The following is a 26,325-nucleotide window of genomic DNA, read 5'->3' as shown; positions in this document are numbered from 1 at the left end:
ATCCTGGTATCCAGATTGAGATTAAATCATCTTTCACTATTACAAAATGAACTAAAATTTTAATGACAAACGAAAGTGTTCTTTGTAACCATTTTTCATTTACAAATAAAAATGTCCTTGGGCTAAAACCAGAAAACAGGATCGTTCACCATCAGTAGAACGACCCTGTTTTAACAACCATCTATAGCTTAAACTGCCCTACCAACCCATTCAATTCCTCTGCTAACTTAGCTAATTCATCTGCACTTCCTGCAACTTCCTCCATTGAACTGCTTGTTTGTTGTGAAGATGCTGATGTTTGCTCAATACCTGCTGCTGATTCTTCAGATACAGCAGCGATTTCTTGAATGGCATGATTCATTTTCTGACTGTTTGATGCTATTTCAGAAACATTTGCAGTAATGTTATTTATATTGTCTATCATTTCACTTACCGATTTTTGAATTCCTGTAAATTTTTCTCCTGTTAATCGTATTTGCTGTGTTCCATGTTTAACTTCTTCGTATCCACTATTTAGTGAAGTCGTAACGATACTAAATTCATTTTGGATATTATCCACGATACCGGAAATATCTGTTACGGAATGCGCGACTTGTTCTGCAAGTTTTCGGACTTCATCTGCAACAACAGCAAAGCCCCTCCCATGTTCACCAGCTCTCGCCGCTTCAATAGCTGCATTCAAAGCTAATAAATTTGTTTGATCGGCAATATCCCGAATCACAACTACTAGCTTCGAAATTTCTTGAGATTGAACGTCTAAACCTTGTACTTTTTGTACTGCATCTTGCACAATGGTATCAATACTTTCCATTTGATTCATGGATGAGTCCATTAAAGTAGAACCTTCACTAGTCATCTGTATTACTTGGCTAGACTCCCCTTGTACTTGGTCTGCATTTTCATTTACTTCCTCTAGTTGCTTTGTATAGATTGCCATCATGCTAGATATTTCGCCTGACTGATTTGCTTGCGTTTCTGAACCGGATGCCAATTCCTCCATCGTAGTGGATATTTGCTCTGTTCCTGAACGTACTTCATTCGCTGATTGTGTAAGCTCCTCACTGTGGGCAGTTACAGTGGTAGATACATCATTGATCTTAACCATAATGTTTCGCATGCTTTCACTCATATCATTGGTAGCTGTCACAAGCTGACCAATCTCATCAGTAGTTTTTGCCTGAAGCGGCTCTTGATTCAGGTTACCATTAGCAACTAATTGCATGCGATTCATTACCATCCGTAAAGGTCTAGTAATGGATGCAGCTGTAGCGATGGCAACGATAATGCCTAAAACGATAACTAACGCGGAAATAACAATCCCAAGTATCATGATGAAATCTCCGTTTGCTTTTACCGTATCTCCTAATTCTTGTATAATGACTTCTCTTTCGCTCGCCAATTCATTAAAACCAGCAATTAATTCATTACCGAGTGGCTGTACGGAATTTTCCATGATTTCTGTTGCGCTTTCCTCATTCCCATTTTCGAATTCAGCAAAAACCTCATCTGTTAACGTTCCCCACTCTATTTTTTTATCGATTAATACTTGCAGCTCATCTGAATCACTTAACTCCAATGCACGATTCTCTAAAGCAATGCTTGCTTCAATTCCATTTTGAAAATCATCCTTATATTGTTGGCTATCAAATAATAAATACCCACGAATCAAACTCTCACGCTCGACCATATCATATGCTAGCCCTTCGTCTACAATTAACAGCTCAAGCTCCGTATCGATTATCCCTTCTAAATCACTGTTTATTTCATTAATCGAATAAATGGTAAAGCCACTTAAAAGGATAGTTAATACAATAACAACAGAAAAGCAAAATAATATTTTAGCTCGTAAGGTTTTAAAACTAAATAGGTTTGAAAACTTCTTCATGCTGTGATACCCCATTCTATATAATAGTAGTCTACTATATTTCTTCTATTGACTCCTTTTCCGAAATCAACTTGATAAATATATAGCTCTTTCTATTCTATATCGTATTACTTCAAAAATAGTTTAAGTGGTTATCCTAATTTTACAGAGAATTAACCATTCTAATTATTATGATAACTGTTTATTTCCTTATAATAATAGACCTCAAATCCTTGTCTCTCAAGAATTTGAGGTCTATTTATAACGAGGTTCATGTTTTTTCCATACATTGACTCACATTAATCATTTAACCCATTTTCTATATATTGTTTCAACGCATCCAAATCTTTCGCACAAGCTTTTTTAAACGTACCACCCATCATTTTACCGAAGAATTTCGCCATGCCAGTTAGTTCATTAATTTCTCCAGATAACGTAACATCCGTATCCATATCGTTTTCCGAAAAGAGATTATACGTGTAAATAAACTCTCCCTTCCCTGTTGTTCCTTTTGTGCCATCACAGCGAAGAACGATTTTCTCTGGATGTACTAGCTGAACAACTTCAAAGTGCTCTGTCGCTTTTTGTCCGAACATTTTTCTTGTTTCCAGCCACTGACTCCCCTCTTGAACTGGGCCCTCATCTAATCGCTCAATTCCTCCAAAGCCCTGCATCCACTCTTTTGCATCATCTAGATCGATCAGGCTTTCATAAACTTTTTCTTGTGATGCATGAATGGTTCGATGCACTTGAAATCGAATACTCAAATGAACTTCCTCCCTCGAATCGTTTCATAAACTAATTCATTTCTATTAATTCAAATTCTTCCTTCAAAATCGAATACAGCTTTAAGTCTTCATGTTCTCCCTTTACTAGCATCCCTTTACGGATAATCCCTTCAAACGTCATTCCGAGCTTTTCCATTACGTGCTCGGAACCGATATTTGCGACAAAGCACCTTGCTTGAATTCGGATTAAATCCATATTGGAAAATCCAAATGCTATGACTGACTTAGCCGCTTCTGTCGTTAAACCACATCCCCAGTAGTCTTGGTGGATACAATATGCAATTTCTGCACTTTGATGAGTTGGGTTCCAAGATGCAAGGTCAACCGTTCCTATAATCTTTCCTGTCTTTTTATATTCCATCCCCCATGGTGCTAAACTTTTCTTTTTATAATTGTTTAAGATGAATTCGACGAACGCTTCTGTATCTGCTAGCGATTGATGCGGGTTCCACGTAACAAATCTTGTTACCTCTGGATCTGAACAGTATGCATACATATCTGGTACATCTAGTTTCGTTATTTTTCTAAGTATGAGACGTTCTGTTTCAATTTTTGGCAAATCACTATAAGTGTCTTCTTTAATCATCGAAACCCTCCATTCGTTCTACTCATTATAAAGGATTTTTTCGAATATTAAAGCAGCTAAATTAAATAAGGCACGAATGTCATTACATCCGTGCCAAGTATTCGTTCTCTTTAAAATTGCACAAGAAAATATTTCTTCTTTCCACGGCGAATGATTGTAAACTGGTCTTCAATACGATCAGCCGCTGTTACCACATAATTAACATCTTGTTGTCGTTCGCCATTAATAGATACAGCTCCATTGCCAATATCTTCTCTTGCTTGGCGTTTCGATGAAGAAATGGAAGCTTGCACTAATAGGTCCACCAAGTTAATATCCTCTTTTTCCGCTTCGTATGTTGGTACATCCTTAAAGCCTTGCTCAATATCACTTGCGGATAACTCCTTCAAGTCACCGCTAAATAATGCTGCTGATATCTTAATGGCCTGATTCAGCGCTGCTTCGCCATGAATCGATCTTGTCATTTCTTCTGCAAGACGTTTTTGAGCAACACGATTTTCCGGATGCTGTTCTACTTCTTGCTCAAGGACTGCAATTTCTTCCTCAGGTAAAAATGTGAAATAACGTAAGAATTTAGCAACATCACGATCATCTGTATTAATCCAGAACTGGTAAAATTCATATGGTGTCGTTTTTTCTGGGTCTAACCATACCGCGTTTCCAGCTGTTTTGCCGAATTTTGTACCATCTGCTTTTGTAATGAGTGGTACTGTTAGTCCGAATACTTTTATTTGTTCGTCTTCATCTTCTCTGGAACGGCGGATAAGTTCCATCCCTGCAGTGATATTTCCCCATTGGTCACTACCGCCAATTTGTAAAGTACAATTTTCCTGTTCGTACAATTTAAGGTAGTCAAGCGACTGCAAAATCATATAGCTGAATTCGGTAAATGTAATTCCTTGTTCAATTCGGGCAGAAACAGATTCCTTTGCAAGCATGTAGTTGATTCCAAAATGTTTTCCTGCATCCCGCAGAAAATCAATAATTGTCATATTGCCAAGCCAGTCATGGTTATTTCTTGACTGTACCGGATTATCACCTTGATCAGTATCAACTAGTTTACTAATTTGCTCTCTGATTTTCTCTGTAAACCCGTGGACAACCTCGCTCGTGTTCAAGGAACGTTCACTGGACCTTCCGCTTGGATCGCCAATCATTCCTGTTCCTCCACCTACAAGCGCAATCGGCTTATGTCCAGCTTGTTGGAATCTTTTTAACATGGTTAATGGCACTAAATGGCCAATATGCAGACTATCGGCTGTTGGGTCAAAGCCACAGTATAATGTAATTTGGTTTTCTTTCAAATGCTTTTCTAGCCCTTCTCGGTCCGTTACTTGATGGACCAGCCCTCGGTTTTCAAGATCTTGTAAAATGTCCATTCTCCACACTCCATTACTTTTTTATTAAAAAACCTGGCATTTGCAATCCTTTTAGCAAATACCTTAGTTCACTTATGCAGATAAGGCAGTTTCACACTTTCTTATCTGCAAACCAAAAAACTCGCCCCTAAAAAAAGGGACGAGCTGAACACGCGGTACCACCCTTGTTGCTAAAAAAATAGCCACTTGGGATTGTTAACGATGTCTCCACCGTTCTTTCCGTATAGAAGTACAAAGTCAGGTAAAATGACACTTCGAATTTCTTCGTTGGGCCTTTTTATCCTTCTTTAAAAGATGCACTGCTCCTACCGAAAGAAATGCTCCAGATTGTAATTCACTTGCAAATGTATACTGGCTTGCACCTTCCGCCAGCTCTCTTTAATAGGGATTTGCTAAGCTACTGCGATCTTTCATCACATCATATCAAAAGATGCTCAACAAGCAGCTAAATAGAATTGAGAAATTCATATTTATCCTTGTTCTTGAACATGCAATATGTATTATATACATTCATAACACATCTGTAATGCAATTGCAATATTTAATTTCTAAATACGATACAACAAAAAACACTCATATGCTATAATATATATGAAATTTAGGGGGTTCACAAATGGAATTTAAAGAAAAAATGCTCGAATATAAGAAGAAGCTGTCGACCCTATGGAAAACAGGGAAAATCCAGCGTTCATCACGCGTTACCTACGATGTGGTGTGGAATGTTATTTTATTCGTTCTTGTTATAGGTTTTATTGGATTTATTTTTGCAGGAGCTGTTGGAGCGGGCTATTTCGCATCGCTTGTAAAGGATGAACCAATTCGTAGCTATGAGACGATGGCTCAGGATATTTATGATTACTCAGAAACATCGAAACTATACTTTGCTGATGATGTTTACTTTGGTGATATAAACTCCGATATACATCGTGAAGAAACAACATTAGAGAATATTTCACCAATTTTAACGCAGGCCGTTATTGCTACAGAAGATGAATATTTTAATGAGCATAAAGGAATTGTACCAAAGGCAATTCTTCGTGCAATGGTTCAGGAAGTTACCAATTCTTCTATCCAAACTGGTGGGAGTACATTAACACAGCAATTGATTAAAAACCAAATTCTTACTGATGAGGTTTCTTTTGAAAGAAAAGCAGTTGAAATGTTGCTCGCGCTGCGCTTAGAAAGATTTTTTGAAAAAGAGGAGATTCTGGAAGCCTACTTAAACATTGTGCCGTATGGCAGGGATGCTTCAGGCAGAAATATTGCTGGTGTTCAAACAGCTTCAAAGGGGATTTTTGGTATTGATGCTGATGAAGTTAATCTTCCTCAGGCCGCATATCTCGCTGGACTACCCCAAAGCCCTTCATCCTACACACCGTTTGTCAATAGTGGTGGTCTAAAGGATGAAGCAGGTATCCAACCAGGAATAAACCGAATGAAAACAGTACTTAATCGCATGTATGATATGGAGTACATTACAAAGGAAGAATACGAAGAAGCATTAGAATATGATATTGTCGCAGATTTCTCTGAAAAAAGTCCATCTCCAAGGGAAACATATCCAGTATTAACCTTTGAAATTGAGGAAAGAGCGACCAAGCTCATTAAAAAAATTCTCGCTGAAGAAGATGGGTATACATCAGGGGATCTTAATAAAAATGAAGCTTTAAACAAGGAATATGAAGAGCTTGCATCACGTGCGCTAAGAAATAACGGTTATGAAATTCATTCCACAATTGACAAAGAAATTTACGATGCTTTCCAGGAAATCGGTAAAAATTATGAGCACTATGGGCGCGATCATACGTTTACAGTAACGGATGATGAAACGGGTGAAACAACGAGCTGGACAGAGGAAGTACAGGCTGCCGGAATGATGATTGAAAACAATTCAGGCAGAATTATTAGCTTCTTTGGTAATCGTGCTCCAAGCTTAGATAATCATTATAACTATGCTACTCGTGCAGTCCGTTCGAACGGAAGTACGATCAAGCCTATACTGGATTATGCACCAGCACTTGAAAAAGGTGCCGTCCAACCTGGAACTCCGATAGCGGATTACCCAAGAACATTCCCAAACCCTGGAGGCGCACCGTATGAAGTAAGCAACTATGGTAACGCCAGCTATGGAATGGTTTCTGCACGGAGAGCATTAGCTGGTTCTTACAACATCCCAGCAGTGGATACGTATATGAAAATAATTCAGGACAATCCTGCTAAAGAATATTTAGAGAAAATGGGGATCACTACATTAACATCCGGTGATTACGTCCAACCTTCCCTTTCCTTAGGAGGAATGGATCGAGGTGTAACCGTAGAAGAAAATATCAATGCATTTAGTACACTTGGTAATAACGGTAATTTTTCGGACGGTTATATGATCGAAAAAATCGTATCAAAAGATGGAGATATCCTATATGAACATAAATCCGATCCGGTAGAAGTGTTTACGCCTCAAACAAGTTATTTAACACTTGATATGATGCGCGATGTCATTACATCAGGTACCGGGGCATACCTAAACTCACAATTAAAACATGGTGGAGTTGATTGGGCAGGTAAAACCGGAACATCGAACGATTATAAGGATGCCTGGTTTGTTGCCATCAACCCTAACGTTACCTTTGGTACTTGGATTGGGTATAAGACTCCAGCATCCGTTTATGATCCAAGCTATCCACTTAACTATAGCCAGCGTAATATGAAGCTTTGGTCCGAATTTATTAATGCAGCATCAGATATCAAACCAGAGCTTGTTGCACCGAAGGATAAATTCGAACGTCCTGGTGGAATCGTCGAGCGTAGCTACTGTTCTATTTCCGGAATGCTTCCATCGGAATTATGTGAAAAAGCTGGATTAGTAAAAACTGATTTATTTAATGAAAAATTCGTACCTACCGAAAAGGATGATAGTCTTATTTCTGGAAACCAAGTGCTTGTCGATGGAAAATCAGTAAAAGCTGGTTCCAATACACCTAGTGAATTTACGAATGGCAATGGAGTTACCTTTAATCCTGAATGGTTAAAACGAAATGGATTTGATAAACTCAGTGATCTTTCTGTCCTGTACCCTAGAGGTGAGGATGGAGAGAAGTGGAGGAAAATTGGCATTCCTAGTGGGTCTGCGGGGAGCTCGATCGAAGATGATGGCAAAGCACCTGGGGCACCAACATCAGTTAAAAAGTCAGGTAATAAGCTAACTTGGAGTAAGCCTGATAATAACGATATTGTTGGTTACCGTATTTATCGCGCAAACTCATCCGGCGGAGATTTTAAACTGGTCGGCAACTCCAGTCAAACCGAATATAATATTGGCGATGAAAATGCTGTATATACGATAAAAGCAATCGACTACTCTGGAAATGAATCCAAAGCATCGTCTGAATTTACGGTTGGTGACAAACCAAAGGATGATAATACATCCAATAAGGATAAAGACGATGATAACAAGGATGAAAAAGCAACGGATAATAAAGATAAAAAAAATGACAGCAATAATAAAAACAAATCAGATGATGATTAATGGATGATATATTTTTGAGGGAGCTTTTTAGCTCTCTCTTTTTTTATCACTCCACCTCCCCTACTATGCCTCTAAATGCCAGCCTATTCTTTTCGATAAACTTTCACAAAATACTAAAAATAGTAATTGAAATGCTGTATAATAGATGTATGAAAGCGGATTAAATACAGGTGGTGAACAAATGGAGCATGTAAAGACTTTTCACAGTATTTCCTACGAGACCGCTCAAGGAACCATCATTATTGAAGGACCATTATCTGCAAACGAGTTAAGCCAGTACTATTTCCATGAACAACTGACCGCTTTCCGGCCTGCAGCAAAACAATTCGAAGCCCTCCTTGAGATAGCTGAATTTCCAGAGGGACGAATTATAGTTGCCAGAACAACAGATACAATTGTCGGCTATGTCACATACTTACATCCCGATCCGCTGGAAAGATGGTCAACGTTTAATATGGAAGACTTAATAGAATTAGGCGCAATTGAAATGATTCCTTCATATCGCGGCGAAAGAGTTGCCTCAAACCTTTTAAAGGTCTCCATGATGGACAAATATATGGAAAACTATATCATTATCTCTACCGAATATTATTGGCACTGGGATTTAGAAGGAACGAAATTAAGCATTTGGAATTACCGTAAAATCATGGAGAAAATGATGGCCGCAGGTGGGTTACTTCCAGCACCTACTGATGACCCTGAAATCATTTCTCACCCCGCAAACTGTTTAATGGTTCGAATCGGGGAAAATGTCCACGAGGAGTCCATTCAACAATTCGATAAACTTCGCTTTTTAGCACGAAATAAATATCGAGACATGAGAGAAGGTTTGTAATATGCATGTTGAAGAGATTATGAAAAAGGAAGTCGTAATACTCAAGCCTGGAGCAACTATTGCAAACGCATTAGAGCTACTGGAAAAGCATCGCATCCGTCATATTACCATCGTGGATGATGCTAACCAGGTGATTGGAATTGTTTCCGACCGCGATGTACGTGATGCTAGTCCATCAACATTTATTAAAGATGCAGATAACAGTGAATTGCAAAATGAAATCCAAACAATTATGAGTCATCCCGTGATTACGATTCATCCAATGGATTTTGTCGAAGAAATTGCTTCGATTTTTTATGATAAAGAAATTGCTTGTCTTCCAGTTGTCCGTAATAATCGTTTAGTTGGGGTTGTTACAGAAAAAGACATGCTTTATACATTGATCCAATTAACAGGCACCCATGTTCAAAGTTCCTTAATTGAAGTAAAGGTTCCTGACAGACCTGGAATTCTGCCTGAAGTTACAGCTATTTTCGGAAAAAGAAAAACGAATATTGCCTCGGTCTTAGTTTATCCGTATAAAAGTGATTTAGATTATAAAGTTCTCGTATTCCGTATCCAGACAATGAATCCAATGCCTATTATCCAAGACTTGCGCAATGCTGGCTATGAATTGCTGTGGCCAAACGATGGGCTTGGGCTGACATAATGCGAAACAATTCGGCCTTTGTCTTTTCCAATGATTATCTTACCTATCATTTTCATAAAGATCACCCCTTTAACCACAAAAGGGTGCAATTAGCGAAGGAATTATTGGAATTGAGTGGTGCTTTAACAAATCAGGATATTATTCCTGCAAGGATGGCAACGGATGAAGAGCTTGCACTATTTCATGATTATGATTATATCGATGCGGTGAAACGAGCTGGGCGAGGCGGGTTAAACGAAAAAGCAGGACAGGAGTATGGTTTAGGAACGGAAGACACACCGATTTTTAAAAATATGCATGAGGCAAGTAGCTTTTTAGTTGGCGGTACATTAACCGCTGTTGATGAAGTGATTAGCGGCAACAAAGATCATGTGCTTAATCTTGGAGGTGGGTTACATCATGGTTTTGAGCGAAAGGCTTCTGGATTTTGCATTTACAACGATAGTGCAGTTGCAATCAAATATATTCGTGAAAAATACAAATTAAGAGTGTTATATATTGATACCGATGCCCACCATGGTGATGGCGTACAATGGGCGTTCTATGATGATCCAAATGTATGTACCTTCTCGATTCATGAAACAGGAAGATACCTTTTCCCTGGAACAGGAAATGTGAATGAGCGTGGTATTAAGGAAGGGCATGGGTATTCCTTTAACCTTCCAATTGATGCCTTTACACAGGATGAATCCTTTCTGCATGTCTATGAAACTGCAGTAAGAGAAATTGCAGCATTTTTCAAGCCGGATGTCATTGTGACCCAGAATGGGGCTGATGCGCATTGTTTTGATCCTTTAACACACCTTTGTGGCACAATGGCAATTTATGATCGAATACCGTTCGTGGCACATGAATTGGCACACGAGTACTGTAATGGAAAATGGATTGCAATTGGTGGTGGAGGGTATGATATGTGGCGTGTTGTTCCGCGTGCCTGGGCACAAATATGGAATGTGATGAAGCATGGCAAACCAGCAGCAGGAGCTATTCCAGTTCAATGGATAGAGAAGTGGCAAAACGAATCTCCTGTCAGGCTACCAGCCAACTGGCATGATAGTGAAGAAGCTATTCCAGAGATTCCTAGAAAGGCTGAGATCTCAGAGAAAAATGAACAATTATTAAAAAGTCTATTAAAGTATACGAAACCAATTCGGTAGACATCGAAAATTAGATTCCTATAAGTAAGGCAAGAAGCTGTCCATTCTGGACAGCTTCTTGCCTCGTGAATCGATATTAGATTCTGATCTTCATATCCTTACGCTTCATTTATACGCTCTCCAACGAAGCTTTCGTTATGCCCAACATCTTTTCTTTCTTTTGCTTCATTTGAAAGAAAGGCACTAAGCTTCTCTTCTAAAATTCGCGGATTTTGTCCCGATTGAACACCAATAATACCTTCAATAATAATTTGCTTTGTAAAAACCTCTTCCTCTGTCTTTGCTTCAAGCTTGCTAGCCATAGGATGGAAAAACAGATTAGCCAGTACAGTTCCATAAAGGGTCGTAAGGAGCGCTACTGCCATACTCGGACCTAACGTTCCAGGATCCTCTAACGTATTCAGCATGAGAACAAGACCGATTAATGTTCCAATCATTCCCCATGCAGGTGCATAATCTCCTGCCTTTTCAAAAAGTACTCTCCCTTTGTAATGTCGGTCTTCCAAAGCTGTAATTTCAGCATTCATAATATCAGTAATAACCTCTGGATCAATACCATCTACCGCAAGCAGTATACCCTTTTTAATAAATGGGTCTTCAACTTCCTCGAGCTCATTTTCCAATGCGAGAATGCCTTCCCTTCTCGCCCGCTCTGAAAGACGCACGAATAGTTTAATTAGTTCAGGAAGCTGCATATCATTTTTATGAAATGCCTCCTTCATGATCTTACCTGTTAATTTAATTTGGTCCATTTTGAATGTGACCAGCATGGAAGCAACTAAGCCTCCGAGTACAATAAATACGGAAGGTATGTCAGCAAACGATGCAACCCCCTCCGTACCACTATTCGTCATAATTGCTAACATAAGCATAATAAAACCTAGAGTAATACCAATTGGAGTTAGGAAATCGCGTTTTCTCATATTCATTTAGCTCCCTATGTTACTTTACTAAAACAAGAAGAGTTCAAAAGGTTACCTATTTCCGCAGCATAAGCTCTTCAAATTGGTTGGTAACATTTTGAACATCTATCTAATTTACTATTTATATCGGTATTATTTTTCTAATGTTGAGTTTCTTAATTCAAGTCGATGTGGTAATACAACATTATTATCTTCTACTTCTTCTTTATTCATATATTTTGTAAGCAGACGCATTGCTACTGCACCAATATCATAGGTTGGTTGTACAACTGTAGTCAATGTAGGTCGCACCATTGTTGCAAGTCTTGTGTTATCAAAGCCAAATACTTCGAGATCATTTGGTACATCTAATCCCCTGTCCTGTGCTCCATGAATAACACCTAGTGCAAGCTCATCATAAGTTACAAATATAGCAGTCGGTTTTTCATCCAAGTTTGCGAAATATTCTACTGCATCTAATCCCGTTTGATAAGCATAAACGCCTCTGTAAATGAATTCTTCATTAATTTCAATAGAAGCTTCCTTGAGCGCACGAACGTATCCATTATATTTTAATGTATTAACACCAAAATCTAAATTACTTGCAACTAATGCAGGGTGTTTGTGTCCTTTATCGATCAAATGTTTAGTCGCTTCATATGCCGCGAGTTCATAATCGATATTTACTGAAGGAATCTGATCTGCGGGATCATACGTAGCTGCAAGTACAACTGGTACAGAAGACGTTTTGAATTGTTGGATATGATCCTCGTCGATGCTGCCTCCCATAAATAAAATTCCGTCCACTTGTTTTTCTAGCATCGTATTGATGAGTTGCAGTTCTTTATCTTTGTTCTGATCCGAACTACTCAAAATAATATTATATTTATACATCGTTGCAATGTCTTCAATTCCTCGGGCAAGTTCGGAAAAGAAGATATTCGAGATATCTGGAATAATCGCTCCTACAGTAGTTGTTTTTTTACTTGCCAATCCTCTAGCCACTGCATTTGGACGATAGCCTAATCGTTCAATCGTTGCTAATACTTTTTTACGTGTTGTTGGTTTTACATTCGGATTTCCGTTAACAACACGAGACACTGTAGCCATTGAAACATTCGCCTCACGAGCTACATCATATATCGTTATGTTCATCTAAAGTCTACCTCCTAATATTACAAATCGACTTCTATTCTTTATATAATACTCTAGGATGAAAAAAATTACAAAAAAAATCTTAAAAACCAAGAAATTGTCCTAAAATGTACACAAATGCGAGTTCATCCACTATTAGTTTTAACAAAAAACAATACTAGCATACTTCTATTACTTACTGAAGTGAAAGTTATGAAAATACATTTCCAAAAATGCTATACGATCATACGGCTTCATAAGCATATCATTATATAAGCGTCAGTGATAGTCGACAATGTTAATGGCACTCATTATTATAACGAAAGGAGGATTTTCATTACCTCCTCCAAAAAAAAGAAAGGCTGCATAATTGCAGCCTTTCTTCTACTATTATCTATTTCAATCGATTTTCGATACCTTTAAGCTCTTCAAAGAATATATCGAATGTTGGAATGTCCATTTGCTGTGCAGAGTCGGATAACGCCACCGCAGGATCTGGATGTACTTCAGCCATAACACCATCAGCTCCAATTGCAAGTGCTGCCTTTGCAGTCGGTAGTAGTAAGTCACGTCTTCCTGTCGAATGTGTAACATCAACCATTACCGGAAGATGTGTTTCTTGTTTCAAAATTGGAACTGCTGAAATATCTAATGTGTTACGTGTTGCTTTTTCGTATGTTCGGATACCACGTTCACATAAAATAATATTCCCATTACCACGGGAAATAATGTACTCTGCTGCATTGATGAATTCAGAAATCGTTGCCGATAAACCACGTTTTAATAGTACTGGTTTATTTGTATCCCCTGCGGCCTTCAATAATTCAAAGTTTTGCATGTTTCTTGCACCAATTTGAATCACATCAATGTAATCAACAGCTTCTTCAATATGTGCTGGGTTTACAATCTCACTAATTACCGCTAAATCATATTCATCAGCAACTCGTTTTAAAATTTGGAGTCCTTCTACGCCAAGTCCTTGGAAATCGTAAGGTGAAGTTCTAGGCTTAAACGCTCCCCCACGCAGTAATTTAAGTCCTTTACTTTTTACAGATTCCGCAACTGCAGCCACCTGCTCATAGCTTTCAACTGCACACGGTCCAAAAACATAGCTAGTGTTACCATTTCCTACTTTAGCACCTTTAATGTCAATCACTGTATTTTCAGGTTTCTTTTTTCGAGAAACGAGTAATGCTTTACTATGATCATCTTCCTGCAATTCCAAACTCGCTTTAAAAATTTCTTTAAAAATATGCTCCAGTGTTGAATTTTGAAAAGGACCATTATTGTTATCCTTAATTTTATCCAACATTTCTCTTTCACGTACTGGATCAAATCGTTTGATACTTTGCTTTGTTTTCAACTGACCGATTTGCTGAACAATCTCTGCACGACGGTTTATTAATTCCAAAATTTCTAAATTCACATCATCCATCTGAACTCTAAGCTGTTCCATTTCATTACTCATTTCCAGTCCCCCTGAAGTCATTTTTTAATAATTAGAGACAATTATAGCTAAAATTCTTTTATTTGTCACCAATAAGTTTATAATATAATAGATATCTTTTTACTATTCTCTTTTTTGAGACCCGTTTTGGAGAGACTGAGATCAGGCACTAAGAAGCACAACTGCCTGGCATGACACCGGACGGATAAGATTGTAAAAAACTATCATACTATTAAAAGGAAGGAGTTTAAGCGATGGGAGAACCTATTTTTGCCCTCGATATTGGCACTCGTTCCGTTACTGGCATTATATTGGAGAGTCTCGATAACAAATTCAAAGTTATTGATTATTATATGAAAGAACATACAGAACGCTCAATGCGTGATGGACAAATACATAATGTAGTAGCGGTTGCTCAAGTCATTCAAGAGGTCAAAGAAAAACTTGAAGAAAGAGCAGGTAGCCCGTTTACCAAAACCTGTGTTGCCGCAGCCGGAAGATCATTAAAAACAGTGGAAGCAAGTGCTTCCATTTCATTGCATCATCACCCAATTACAGATTTAGATGTTATCAAGCATTTAGAGCTCACTGCTGTTCAACACGCACAGCAAACGCTAGCGAAAAAAGATAAAAATAATGATTACAATAACTATTACTGTGTTGGGTATTCTGTTCTAAATTATAAGTTAGATCAAGAACAAATCGGCTCGCTCATTGACCAGAGCGGTGAAGAAGCTACAGTTGAAATAATTGCTACGTTTCTTCCTAAAATAGTTGTCGAATCATTGCTAGCGGCCCTTCGACGTGCAGATCTGGATATGGAGGCTCTAACACTAGAGCCAATAGCAGCGATCCATGTGTTAATACCCGAGTCGATGCGCAGACTGAATGTAGCGCTTGTTGATATTGGTGCAGGAACGAGTGATATTGCAATCACGGATAGAGGTACTGTTGTAGCCTATGGAATGGTACCTATCGCTGGTGATGAAGTGACTGAAGCGATAAGTGATCATTACTTACTTGATTTTCCTAAGGCTGAGGAAACGAAACGAGCAATCGTGAATAACGGGGAATACACGGTTGCAGATATACTAGGTTTTGAATCTGTCATCACCTATGAGACACTTGCCAAAGATATTGCAGCATCTGTCGAGCGTCTGGCTGAAGCAATAGCTACTGAAATTCTTCAGTTAAATGCAAAAGCTCCGCGTGCAATCATGCTTGTTGGTGGAGGAAGCTTAACACCAAACTTAACAACAAATCTTGCAGATAAAATGGATCTTCCGCATAATCGGGTTGCTATTCGTGGAAGCGACGCAATCCAAAATTTACGTCATGAAGGTGTCCCAACGGGTCCTGACTTTGTTACGCCAATTGGTATTGCAATTGCCGCCAGACAAAATCCTGTGCACTATGTGAGTGTAACAGTGAACAAGCAAGTCATTCGACTATTTGAGATGAAGCAACTTACTATTGGCGATTGCTTGATTCAAGCTGGGATCAAATTGAATAAGCTTTATGGAAAACCAGGGTTAGCCTCTATTGTTACTGTAAATGGTAAAGAAATAACACTACCTGGCAGCTTTGGCAAAGCACCGCAAATCTATTTAAACAATAACGCCGCCCACGTTGATGACTTAATTATAGATGGAGATGATATTGAATTTGTTGCTGGTGCCGATGGAAAGCCAGTACAGACGACCTTAAAGGAACTTATAGGTGAAGCTCCATCTATGACTATCTTCTATAACAAAAAGCCTTATAAGCTGCAAACAGATTTTTATGTAAATGGCAGTATTAAAAACTCAAATTATAGTATAAAAGATGGCGACAAAGTCACCTGGAAACAAACAAGAACAATCCGTGCATTTTTACAAGAGCGAAATTTGGTTCCGAGTATCACTACAAAACCATTTACAATACGACTCAATAACCATTCTATCACGCTAACTACTGGGACAACTAGAATTTTGGTCAACAATGAAGAATCAGCGTTAGATGACACCTTAAAACAAAATGATCGAATAGAAGTCATACTAGCAAAGCAACCGACCGTCCATGATCTGTTACAGCAGCTTGATAAAAAAGCTTTAAATAAGGTCACTGTCACGTTTAATGATGAAAAGGTTATATTGACACAACCTCTTGTTAGAATCAAGCGAGATGAGGATTTATTAAGTATAGAGGACCCTATTCAGCCACACGATGTACTTACGCTGAAAGAAAGAAAAATAGAGCCATTCATTTTTCAGGATGTTTTTCGTTATGTACACATCGATTTAACCAAGGCAAACGGAAAGTTTAAATTGTTGAAGAATAATCTCCCCACCTCGTTTGATGAGAAAATTATCACTGGAGATAAGCTAGAGATTCGCTGGGAAGACTAAATAAAAAAGGTTTTAAAAAGGCTGTCACTTTTTTGTGACAGCCTTTTTATCTTATTTTGTTGCTGCTTTTGCAGTTTTTTTAACCTCTTCTTTTTTGCTCGATGCATCTGCCTTTACTTCTTCTGCCTTCTGCTCGGCATCTGCTTTTACTTCCTCAGCCTTTTCTGCAGCATCTTTTTTCACTTCATTCGCTTTTTGAGAAGCATTTTCTTTTAATTCTTGTGATTTTTGAGCAACATTCTCTCTTAATTCCTGAGACTTTTGTGCAACATTTTTAGTAAGTTGTGATGTCGTATCAACAGCTTTCTTAGTCAGGTCAGCACTTGTAGCGAATGCTTTATCTTTCAATTCCATTCCTTTTTCTTGGGCTGCATCCTTGAATCCGCTGGCACGATCCTTAACTTGTGTTGCACCTTGGTTAATATCACTTCTTAACTCTCTTCCTGATTTTGGGGCAAACAGCAATGCTGTTGATCCACCAATAATTGCCCCTACTAATGATCCGATAATAAAATCTTTCGTATTAATATTGTTTTCTGGCATCCTTATTCCTCCTAGAGTTAATTATTTTCTTTTTCTTTTATTCCAATATTCCAATATGGAAGCTCCCCATTTCACTGCTTGTGCAGCCTTTTCCTGATCTTCTTTAGAATATCGGGAAACTGTATTGGAAAGTTGTCGCAATGTTTGGTTGAAATCTTTGACTGTATCACCAATACCACTAGCACCTTCAAATAGACCATCTAACTTTGCAGATTTATGATTGATATCGTCAGCTAAACGATTAGTTTTATTCAAAAGCTGCGTTGTTTCCGTTGTAACACCTTGTATTTGTTTTTCTAGTCCTTGCATTGTATTTGATACGTTGTTTAGCGTTTCTTTTGTTGCTTTTAATGTGATAACTACATATACTACCAGCACGATAAATGCGATAACTGCAAGAAGTGCGGCAATATATAATATAACTTCCATTTCTAAAATCAGCTCCTTTTTCGTGTAGTATTGCTATTGTGTTGGTTCTAATAAGAGCATTTCTTTATTAATACAATCATACACTTTTTAAAATAATACCCCAAATTATAAAGGGTAAACCTATGTATGAGCGAAGAAACGCGCTGAATAAGTACAATAAAGCACAAAACCTTCTATTCCATAGCGGCTTGCCACTTCATTCCTTTGCCCTTATAGTATAACCCTTTCCTTTAACAATTTCGACAAATATGATAGAATTCCTGCCTACTCATATGAAAAATATATCTTACTTGTATAGCTTATTTTCCCATATAATTTATTCCGTAAACATAAACAGCAAATTTCTATCATTTTATCTCAACCGTATAAACGTGGTCTAATTAAAATACTTTGATTTTATTACAAGTAAAAAATAAACCACCAATTACTAGAATTGATGGTTTACGGCATTAGTTTTTTATTGAGTTTTTTAGCGTCTCTTCATACGCCTTTTGGAATTTTTGAATATCACCAGCACCCATGAAAATTAGAACACTGTCTTTAAACTGCTGTAACACTTCTGTTTGATTTAATTCGAGGATTTCACTTCCTGAAATTAATTGCTGTAAGTCATTAATTGACAGCTGACCCGATTCTTCTCGAGCAGAGCCGAAGATATCACATAAATAAACGTGATCTGCTTCATTTAGGCTATCAGCAAACTCTTGCAGGAATGTTTTTGTTCTTGTAAATGTATGTGGTTGAAAAACAGCTGCAATTTGCTTATTCGGGTATTTCTTTCTCGCAGACTCAATTGTAGCCGTAATTTCCCTTGGATGATGTGCGTAATCATCAATAATTACTTGACCAGCAATTTCTTTTTCACTAAAGCGGCGCTTAACCCCTTTAAATGTAGATAGATTTTTAATATCTGCTGCTTGAATACCTTCATAATGGCAAATCGCAATGACAGATAGCGCATTTAGAATATGATGATTTCCATACATCGGAATCGTAAACGTTTCATAGTACGTATTTCTTACAAACACGTCAAACTGCGTTCCATTTTCTGTTTCCTGCACATTCTGAGCTTGGAAGTCATTTGTTGCAGCAAACCCATAATAAATTACCGGAACCTTCGTATGAATCTTTTGCAGTTCTTCATCATCACCACATGCAATAATACATTTTTTTACTCGGTCTGCCATGGATTGAAACGCATCGACTACGTCATCAAGACTCGTAAAGTAATCTGGATGGTCAAAATCAATATTTGTCATAATCGCATAATCAGGCTCATAGCTTAAGAAATGACGACGGTACTCACAAGCTTCAAAAACAAAATACTGGCTGTCAACATGACCATTGCCTGTACCATCACCTATTAAATAAGAAATAGGGAATGTTTCATCTAACACATGGGCTAATAACCCAGTTGTTGATGTTTTCCCATGTGCACCTGTGACGGCAATGCTTGTATACTGCTTCAACCATTCGCCAAGGAATTCATGATATCTGTAAAATGTACAGCCTAATCTTTTCGCTTCCTGAATTTCTATATGCTCATCTGAAAATGCATTTCCGGCAATAACGGTAAACTCTTTTTTAATATTACTTTCAGAAAAAGCAAGAATTGGAATCTGCTTTTCTTCAAGTGCTTCCTGCGTAAAAAATTTTTTCTCATAATCAGACCCTTGCACCTTTTCACCCGAATCATGAAGGATCTGCGCAAGAGCACTCATTCCTGTCCCTTTAATACCAATAAAATGGTAAGTTGTCATAAACGAACCTCCAACTTGTTCATACAAACGTTACATCTGCAAATAATTGTATGAAAGGATATTCACACCGATTCATTATAGCAAAAATTGATATAGATTCAAATACTTTTCTCTTATTTTCGAAAGCACGGCTGTATCATGCGTTTGGAGCGTTATAGTCAACCTTTTCCAATCGTGGATTTGGTCTATATCTGCGTCCCTCTTTCGCTTCCGGACTTCCATTAAGCAGTACTAAATCTCCTGTAAACCCAACATTTAAGCGTAGTAAACTTCTTCCAACACCATACATATCTACAGGTACTCCAGCTTTTTCAAATTCGGTAATCCGTTCTTCTGTGAATCCGCCAGTAACCATTATTTTAACATGCTGGAAGCCGTCATCATCCAATGCTTCTCTTAATGCAAAAAGTAATTCGGGATTCACACCTCTTGGATCAAAAGTTCCCATTAAATGATGGTTTCTTAAAAAGTACTTATCCACTAATGTACGGGATGTATCGAGACGAACGGATTTAAGAGCATCTCCAAATTCTCTGGCAACCTTTAATGAATCTGTTATCACATCGTTATTGTAATCAACAAGCGCAGCCAAATCATCTTCAGGAAATAGTTCATGATAGGCTTTAGCAGCTGCTACGGTATCTCCACGGAACATTTGAATCAATGCATGCGGCATTGTTCCCATTCCTTCTTTACCCCACCATTCATTCATGGCGTGCGTAGCTTGTGCAGTGGACCCACCGATAAATGCAGCATATCCGTCCCCTGCCTGAGTCGTGTAGTGGTCATCACGATCTCCCATAAAAACAACTGGTTTTTGCTCCCCGGAGGTTCGTGCAGCTTTTACCACATTGTATACATTTGTCGCTACAGATGTTCTTCTTGCAAGGATTCCATCAATAATTCCTTCTAAAAAGCCAAATTGCTGATAAGACCCAGAAATTGTGAGAACTGTTTCGTACGGACTGATTCTATCTCCATCTTTTAGCGAGTGGATTTTCAGCGTTTCTGGACGGTCTGCAAATGTATGTAACAATGCAATTACCTCATCAGTTCCACATAATACAGCATGCTCCTTTTGAAAAAATTGCATCGTTACATAATTATTTGCTAATTTTTCCTCTGCAATTTTTTTCGTTTTAAGAAAGTAAACGGCTGAAAACCATCCCTCACGGATTCTTTCGTCAAATTTAAAGGTTCTGTTCGTTAATCGTTTAATTTTACCTTCTAGCTTTTGTTCAATTTCTTTCATAATAGGCTCTCCTTATCAGTAACAATTCGTTCTTTTATCATATAGAAAATTCCCCAACTAGACAAATAAAGTGAAATTTCATTTTGTGGGGGTCCTTTCTCCACTAAATGGTAGCACCACAAGGGAGACCCGCAGGCCTTTGAATAGAATCAGGAATTTACGGGATGTTAACCCCACTTTCACGTTTTTGCTTTTCTCACACTTAAGGTGGAGGTGTTAAGCTCGCAAATGCATGGTAAATTACATTTCATCTAGTTGGGATGGACTAATTAATACTTCTCTCGGTTTACTTCCATTTTGTCCAGAAATAATACCTCGTTCCTCTAGTGCATCAATCAAGCGTGCTGCCCGGTTGTAGCCAATTTTAAAATGACGCTGCAAGAGCGATGTGCTTGCACTTTGGTGATTCATAACAAATTGAATTGCTTCATCCATTAATTCATCCGCATCCTCATCTACGGTAATTTGCTCCAGCAATTGTTCCTGTTCAAATAGATAGTTCGGCTCAGCTAAGCTTCTAGCATAACTTGTTACCCGTTCGATTTCCTCGTCGGAGACATACGGACCTTGTAGACGGACACTTTGACCAGCACCATTCTCTACAAATAACATGTCGCCCCTTCCAAGAAGCTTTTCCGCCCCGCTAGAATCAATAATAGTCCGCGAGTCAATTTGGGACGATACACTAAATGCAATCCGTGTTGGGATATTTGCTTTAATTAGTCCTGTAATAACATCAACAGATGGACGCTGTGTGGCCAATAATAAATGTATCCCGCATGCTCTCGCTTTTTGGGCGATTCGGCTAATTGAATCCTCCACATCCTGCGGTGACATCATCATTAAGTCAGCAAGCTCATCAATCACAATTACGATGAACGGCATTTTTACACTGCTACGACCTTGTTTGATTACCTTCTGGTTGTAGCGTTCAATGTCTCGCACACCTTCCTGAACGAATTTCTCGTAACGGTCTTCCATTTCATTCACTGCCCACTTCAAACTTTGTGTTGCAGCTTTCACATCTGTTATAACTGGTGCAACTAGATGTGGAATGCCATTGTAAGGTGCTAGCTCGACCATTTTCGGGTCAATGAGCAAAAATTTAACATCCTCATGATTTGCTTTGTAGATGAGACTAATTAAAATCGTGTTAATACAAACACTCTTCCCGGAACCTGTTGCACCTGCAATCAAACCATGTGGCATCTTTTGGATATTTGTGATCTTTGGATTTCCTTCAATCGTTAAGCCGAGTGCAATGCTAAGCGGTGATTTACTTTCTTTAAATTCTTCCGTTTCAAAAATACCTTGCAAGCCTACCATCTCTGCTTTCAGATTCGGCACCTCAATTCCAACTGTATTTTTCCCCGGAATCGGGGCTTCGATACGGATATCTCTTGCAGACATGTTCAATTTCAAATCATCGGAAAGATTTTTAATCTTGCTTACCTTAACGCCTAACTCTGGATGAACTTCAAATCTTGTAACAGATGGTCCTTGTGTCGCTTTTACGACACGTGCACGTACATTAAAATATTTTAGCGTTTGTTCTAGCAACTGTTGTTGTTCTGTTACCCAAAGCTTGTCGTCATTGTTTTTTTCTACCGGATCATTGAGTAAGTGAACAGGGACTTCCCGTACAAGCTCTTGTTGCTGTATGATATCAATAACTTCCTGCTCCACTGCTCCTTGTTGAGTTACAGGTTCTTCTTCCTGCTGCGTTTCCTTTGTTTCCATCTTTTCTATTGTCGCTGCCTGTTGCTTCCATACTTCATTACGTTTTCGGTCATAAAGTCGTTTTTTATCACGAGGTGTCATGATAACATTAAATGGTTCCGACTTTCTTTCACTTCTTCTTTCCGATACTCGCTGATTCTGTTGTGTGCTAATCGGATTAATTTTTTCTTTTCGATTTCTTTCCTGCACTTCGGAACTCGTATCTTCTGTTTTTATTACATTTTCTAGAGGAGCTTCTGTAGCTGCAGCCTCTTTCTCTGCCTCGATTACAGGGCTTGTCTCTTCTTTATTAAGAGAAGATTCCTTTGTAATACTTTCAACTGCCTTGTTTTTCACTTCTATTGGTGACGCAGATTTTTGTTTGCGTTCCTCTATCTTTGAGAAGATAGGAATCTGTTCTTCATTACGTTTTTCTTCCTGTATTTGATCCTTCCGTTTATATGCAGGAACATTTTCTATTTCCTTCTCTTTCTGCCTCTTTTGATAGCCATAAATTGGCGATGGTACGTCTGTCGGCTCGAATGGAATGTCAGGATTCTTTTTGTATACTTTCCTGTCATGTCTTATCGGTTCTTCAAACTTTCTTTCTTCCCGCTTCTTCTCCTTTTTAAATGTGGGCGCAGACGTTTCATAATCAACTTTACTTTCAGCTGGCCGGTTTACCGTTTTTTTTGTTGGCACATCAGGTATAACAGGAAAACGAAATGAATTTTTCTCAGGATACTGATACATCATTCTCGCTTCAACTTGTTTATTTTCTTTATTATGAAGGCTAGGGTTTGCCTTAATCTCCACAATTTCTTCAACTTCCACTTCTACTTCTTCTGTAAATATATTTTTTAATTTTTTCTTCCATTGTTCAAACATATCTATCACTCTTTCTTTTCTTTAGCGGACAGGAAAATAGAAACCTTTCCTGCCTATCCCCATACAATAATGGTATAACATTATAGTTAATCATTTTCTATTCTAGCAGTTTTTAGGTTTTTTTGAAACGTATGTAAGAAAACATAAGTTGAATTACCTGGTTTACCATCATCTTCTCTGGGTCTCAAGCAATGTCGATTATCTATGTAACTTGATGAAGATGAAAAAACTTAATTAAAAGTAGGCAGGTAAATGAAAAAAACAACCTCGCACACATGTGAAAGGTTGTCCTTTTGCCTTATTTAAACGATAAAGTAAAACTTCATTCAGTAAAGGAGGTTCTTTTCCTCCCTTACTGAATGTTAGTTGAACAGAATCTGGAGTTACGGGATATTTATCTCCCTCCCACCTTCACATTTTTGTATTTCTTACGCAAAGAGGGTGGGTATCACAACGCACAGGACGTCGCGATCTAAGTCGACCAGCCCGTTAATGCGTGATAAATTCTTCTCCTACTGAATAAGAATCATCCAATACATAAATTCCTTTTTCCGCTGGCGCATTCGGGAGCCCTAATTCTTTTTGTGAACAAATCATACCATTTGATGGTACTCCTCGTAATTCATAAGGTTTGATTTTCAAACCACTTGGCATTGTTGCGCCAACTTTAGCCACGACTACTTTTTGACCTGCATCCACATTCGGTGCTCCACATACAATTTGTAATGTTTCGGTACCCACGTCAACTTGGCAAACACTCAATTTATCGGCATTTTCATGGCTATCCTTACTTGTTACATAGCCAACTACAAATTTTGGACTCAAGTCAAAATCAAGCTGATCACTAAGTTGATTTACCGCGAATAATTGCTTAATCTCTTGTAAGAAGGATTCCGTCAACTTTATCTTTCCCTTTTCTGCTAAATCAAAATGCTTCGAAGCTTCAAATATATTGTAGCCAAGCACCTCACCTTTTTTTGAAGTGATTTTTGTAATTGGACCGAATCTTTCGTGTTCGATTTCATAACGGTCTCCATCCTTGATTGGAATCAGTAACACGTCACCAATACCATCTGGATTGTAAAAAACATCCATTACATTCATCCTTTCTTTTCAGGTCTATTTTTTGCAAGTATAAAGATTGGTTCTAACTTCTTATTTTCATAAATAAATGGAAGAGAGGTAATTGGTATACGTCCTTCCGCGAAGAACTTCATTGTCATCTGCGCTAAAATATCATACCCCATTTTATTTTGAATGTCAGCTATGATTAACACATCTTGGTGGGGAACGGCTACAGTTAAATCACCTTTGGCATTCGCCTTCATCTCTTCTAAGAAAGCTTCATTTAATATTCTGCTTGCATCATAGCCATCCTGTGTTGCAACAAAATAAAAATCATTATCAGCTACTTGGTCGTGCTTATAATCAAGACTCAAGGAACGTACATTAAATGTTGCTATTTCATCAATGCGTGAAGCAGTCCAACCTTCTTGTTCAAGAAGCTTTTCATCTATCAGCCGATAGGATTTACCTAAATCTAGCGCATAGAAAACACGCGTTTCTGCTGTATGATCCTTATAGACAAGCTTTGTACCGGCTTTGGTTTCCGTTGGAAAGGACGGTGAACGCATAACAGGGTATATATGTTTCTCCATTCCCGCAAGCTGATGCTCCTCATTCATAATTCGGAGCGCCTCTCTCACATGCTCCTCCAGCTCATCAATAGCCACTTCTCCACGCTGATTGTATTTTACGATTACATTTGGTAATGTAATTGTAATTCCTTGGTTCGATTCCTTCCATTCTACTCTGAATGTATCTTTATCACGATTAAACGAAGTCTTAAAATATTCATTCGCAAAACGTTCTTCCAATACTTTTTTCATTTTAAAGCTCGTCATTTTCATGCAATCGTCACCTCCTGTACCACTTGAGCTTATACCGATAGTCCGTTAATAAATTGCTCAATCTCTTCTTTTGTTTTCCGGTCCTTACTAACAAAGCGACCAGCTTCCTTGCCGTTTACGAAAGCTAAGAAGCTTGGAATGCCGTATATATCGTAGTCCTGACAAAGTTCAATAAAATTATCTCGATTTACTTCGACAAATTGATACTGTGAATAGGCTTGTTCAATTTCAGGTAATATCGGCTCAATAACACGACAATCTGGGCACCAGCCAGCGGAAAATATAAAAATAACACGTTCATTATCTTTTAAATCATTAAATTGCTCAACTGTTTCTAACTGTTTCATTTCGTCTCAACTCCCTTTCCTTTACTATCATAGCTTTGTTTCAAGTATGATTCAATTATCAAGGGTTGAACATGTGTTTACTCTATGCTCTCCTGCTCGATAGCAATTGATTTTGCAATGTTCATTAACTCACTTGCATCATTCTTGATTCTAGACTTTTGGGTATATGTGGTGATTTTAGCGCCTCCAATGCCAATTTGTAATTCGTAGCCCTCTCCATCGTCAGGCAGAATTCGCATATACCCAAATTTATCACCATCACTGTACGAATCCAGCACCAGTGCTTGATCTGACTGAGCAGCCTCGTAATTCAACTCACTTGAAGCGGGTTCAAATTCGTTATAAAAAACGATGTATGTTTGCTTCCCATCAACAAGAATCAAATTACTTTCATCTTTGCTCTCTACTTCTAAACGATCAGGTATATAAATAGAATTACTTTCCATTTCATAATTTGTTTCAACCGGTGTATCACTATAAAATACCGCTTCAGCCGCTTCTTTTGCATCAGCTACTGCTTCTTCCTCTGATTTAAATCCACACCCAGCAAGCAATATAATAGCTAAAGCTGTTACAGATAGCGTAACGATTAAATTTTTCACGACGCTTCCTCCTAGTACGTACTTTTTAGCCATTGTTCATGATACTATGAAATGATTTATTTTTAAAGAACAAAAGCGGCTGTGCCCAGTTAGCAACGTACGAACTTCATCCATATTTTTGGGAGTTCGATAAATCGAACATTTTTGAAAGGTGATAAAACTGGAGGCAGTCGATGAAAACAGCTAAAGAACCAATAACACTTTAGAGTCTATTTGGTTATAAT

At 38.2% G+C, this 26,325-nt stretch carries 21 protein-coding genes and 1 other annotated feature; of the genes, 5 read left to right on the top strand and 16 right to left on the bottom strand.

Annotated elements, in window-relative coordinates:
- Positions 1-181: 181 nt before the first annotated feature.
- The 4 genes from MHH64_RS11980 to tyrS form a co-directional block, all read right to left on the bottom strand.
- A complete protein-coding gene (locus MHH64_RS11980; protein WP_340001830.1) occupies positions 182-1,885 on the bottom strand; it encodes a methyl-accepting chemotaxis protein in 1,704 nt (567 codons plus the stop codon).
- Between the two features lie 278 nt (positions 1,886-2,163).
- Entirely contained in the window at positions 2,164-2,631 is a 468-nt protein-coding gene (locus MHH64_RS11975) for an SRPBCC family protein (protein WP_340001829.1), read from the bottom strand.
- Between the two features lie 31 nt (positions 2,632-2,662).
- Entirely contained in the window at positions 2,663-3,238 is a 576-nt protein-coding gene (locus tag MHH64_RS11970; protein WP_340001828.1) for a GNAT family protein, read from the bottom strand.
- A gap of 110 nt (positions 3,239-3,348) precedes the next feature.
- The gene (gene tyrS, locus MHH64_RS11965; protein ID WP_340001827.1) at positions 3,349-4,617 is read right to left on the bottom strand and encodes a tyrosine--tRNA ligase; all 1,269 of its coding nucleotides are present in this window, start codon (positions 4,615-4,617) and stop codon (positions 3,349-3,351) included.
- Positions 4,618-4,749: 132 nt separating this feature from the next.
- Positions 4,750-5,040 (bottom strand) — a binding site (T-box leader).
- Between the two features lie 190 nt (positions 5,041-5,230).
- Between tyrS and MHH64_RS11960 the strand changes: the two genes are divergently transcribed.
- From MHH64_RS11960 to MHH64_RS11945, 4 genes are all read left to right on the top strand, one after another.
- Positions 5,231-8,140: a transglycosylase domain-containing protein gene (locus MHH64_RS11960; RefSeq protein ID WP_340001826.1), complete on the top strand. Its 2,910-nt coding sequence runs from the start codon at positions 5,231-5,233 to the stop codon at positions 8,138-8,140.
- 181 nt (positions 8,141-8,321) lie between these two features.
- Positions 8,322-8,975 carry a GNAT family N-acetyltransferase gene (locus tag MHH64_RS11955; RefSeq protein WP_340001825.1) on the top strand — a complete coding sequence of 218 codons (654 nt, stop codon included), beginning with the start codon at positions 8,322-8,324 and terminating at the stop codon, positions 8,973-8,975.
- A gap of 1 nt (position 8,976) precedes the next feature.
- Positions 8,977-9,624 carry an acetoin utilization AcuB family protein gene (locus MHH64_RS11950; protein ID WP_340001824.1) on the top strand — a complete coding sequence of 216 codons (648 nt, stop codon included), beginning with the start codon at positions 8,977-8,979 and terminating at the stop codon, positions 9,622-9,624.
- A complete protein-coding gene (locus MHH64_RS11945; protein WP_303447436.1) occupies positions 9,624-10,781 on the top strand; it encodes an acetoin utilization protein AcuC in 1,158 nt (385 codons plus the stop codon). The genes MHH64_RS11950 and MHH64_RS11945 overlap by 1 nt, the downstream gene beginning before the upstream one ends.
- Before the next feature lie 98 nt (positions 10,782-10,879).
- On the opposite strand, the gene motP is transcribed toward MHH64_RS11945, so the two are convergent.
- The 3 genes from motP to MHH64_RS11930 all read right to left on the bottom strand — a co-directional run bounded on the left by motP (position 10,880) and on the right by MHH64_RS11930 (position 14,285).
- Complete coding sequence (gene motP, locus MHH64_RS11940; RefSeq protein ID WP_118889034.1) at positions 10,880-11,704, bottom strand: flagellar motor protein MotP; 825 nt, start codon at positions 11,702-11,704, stop codon at positions 10,880-10,882.
- Between the two features lie 132 nt (positions 11,705-11,836).
- On the bottom strand, positions 11,837-12,838 hold the full coding sequence (gene ccpA / locus MHH64_RS11935; protein ID WP_095307375.1) for a catabolite control protein A: 1,002 nt from the start codon (positions 12,836-12,838) through the stop codon (positions 11,837-11,839).
- A 373-nt stretch (positions 12,839-13,211) separates the two neighbouring features.
- The gene (locus tag MHH64_RS11930; RefSeq protein ID WP_095307376.1) at positions 13,212-14,285 is read right to left on the bottom strand and encodes a bifunctional 3-deoxy-7-phosphoheptulonate synthase/chorismate mutase; all 1,074 of its coding nucleotides are present in this window, start codon (positions 14,283-14,285) and stop codon (positions 13,212-13,214) included.
- 233 nt (positions 14,286-14,518) lie between these two features.
- On the opposite strand from MHH64_RS11930, the gene MHH64_RS11925 reads away from it, so the two are divergent.
- Entirely contained in the window at positions 14,519-16,651 is a 2,133-nt protein-coding gene (locus MHH64_RS11925; protein WP_340001823.1) for a cell division protein FtsA, read from the top strand.
- A gap of 51 nt (positions 16,652-16,702) precedes the next feature.
- Here the strand turns inward: MHH64_RS11925 and MHH64_RS11920 are convergent, their stop codons facing one another.
- The 9 genes from MHH64_RS11920 to MHH64_RS11880 form a co-directional block, all read right to left on the bottom strand.
- On the bottom strand, positions 16,703-17,194 hold the full coding sequence (locus MHH64_RS11920; RefSeq protein ID WP_118889032.1) for a YtxH domain-containing protein: 492 nt from the start codon (positions 17,192-17,194) through the stop codon (positions 16,703-16,705).
- 21 nt (positions 17,195-17,215) lie between these two features.
- Complete coding sequence (locus MHH64_RS11915) at positions 17,216-17,623, bottom strand: DUF948 domain-containing protein (RefSeq protein WP_118889031.1); 408 nt, start codon at positions 17,621-17,623, stop codon at positions 17,216-17,218.
- 449 nt (positions 17,624-18,072) lie between these two features.
- A complete protein-coding gene (gene murC / locus MHH64_RS11910) occupies positions 18,073-19,383 on the bottom strand; it encodes a UDP-N-acetylmuramate--L-alanine ligase (RefSeq protein ID WP_095307381.1) in 1,311 nt (436 codons plus the stop codon).
- Positions 19,384-19,519: 136 nt separating this feature from the next.
- A complete protein-coding gene (locus MHH64_RS11905) occupies positions 19,520-20,635 on the bottom strand; it encodes a nicotinate phosphoribosyltransferase (protein ID WP_095307382.1) in 1,116 nt (371 codons plus the stop codon).
- A 240-nt stretch (positions 20,636-20,875) separates the two neighbouring features.
- Positions 20,876-23,242, bottom strand: a complete 2,367-nt coding sequence (locus MHH64_RS11900; protein WP_340001822.1) for a DNA translocase FtsK — start codon at positions 23,240-23,242, stop codon at positions 20,876-20,878.
- Positions 23,243-23,731: 489 nt separating this feature from the next.
- On the bottom strand, positions 23,732-24,337 hold the full coding sequence (gene ytpR / locus MHH64_RS11895; RefSeq protein WP_340001821.1) for a YtpR family tRNA-binding protein: 606 nt from the start codon (positions 24,335-24,337) through the stop codon (positions 23,732-23,734).
- Between the two features lie 5 nt (positions 24,338-24,342).
- Complete coding sequence (locus MHH64_RS11890) at positions 24,343-25,152, bottom strand: DUF1444 domain-containing protein (RefSeq protein WP_340001820.1); 810 nt, start codon at positions 25,150-25,152, stop codon at positions 24,343-24,345.
- Positions 25,153-25,181: 29 nt separating this feature from the next.
- Positions 25,182-25,499, bottom strand: coding sequence for a thioredoxin family protein (locus MHH64_RS11885; RefSeq protein WP_095307387.1), 318 nt, complete (start codon positions 25,497-25,499; stop codon positions 25,182-25,184).
- Positions 25,500-25,576: 77 nt separating this feature from the next.
- Positions 25,577-26,101, bottom strand: a complete 525-nt coding sequence (locus MHH64_RS11880) for a hypothetical protein (protein WP_095307388.1) — start codon at positions 26,099-26,101, stop codon at positions 25,577-25,579.
- Positions 26,102-26,325 lie beyond the last annotated feature (224 nt).

It is taken from the genome of Oceanobacillus sp. FSL K6-0127, from assembly GCF_037983385.1.
GTDB classification, from domain to species: Bacteria; Bacillota; Bacilli; order Bacillales; family Amphibacillaceae; genus Oceanobacillus; species Oceanobacillus profundus.
Note: the sequence above shows the minus strand (reverse complement) of the source record. Positions and strands in the feature narration are given on the sequence as shown.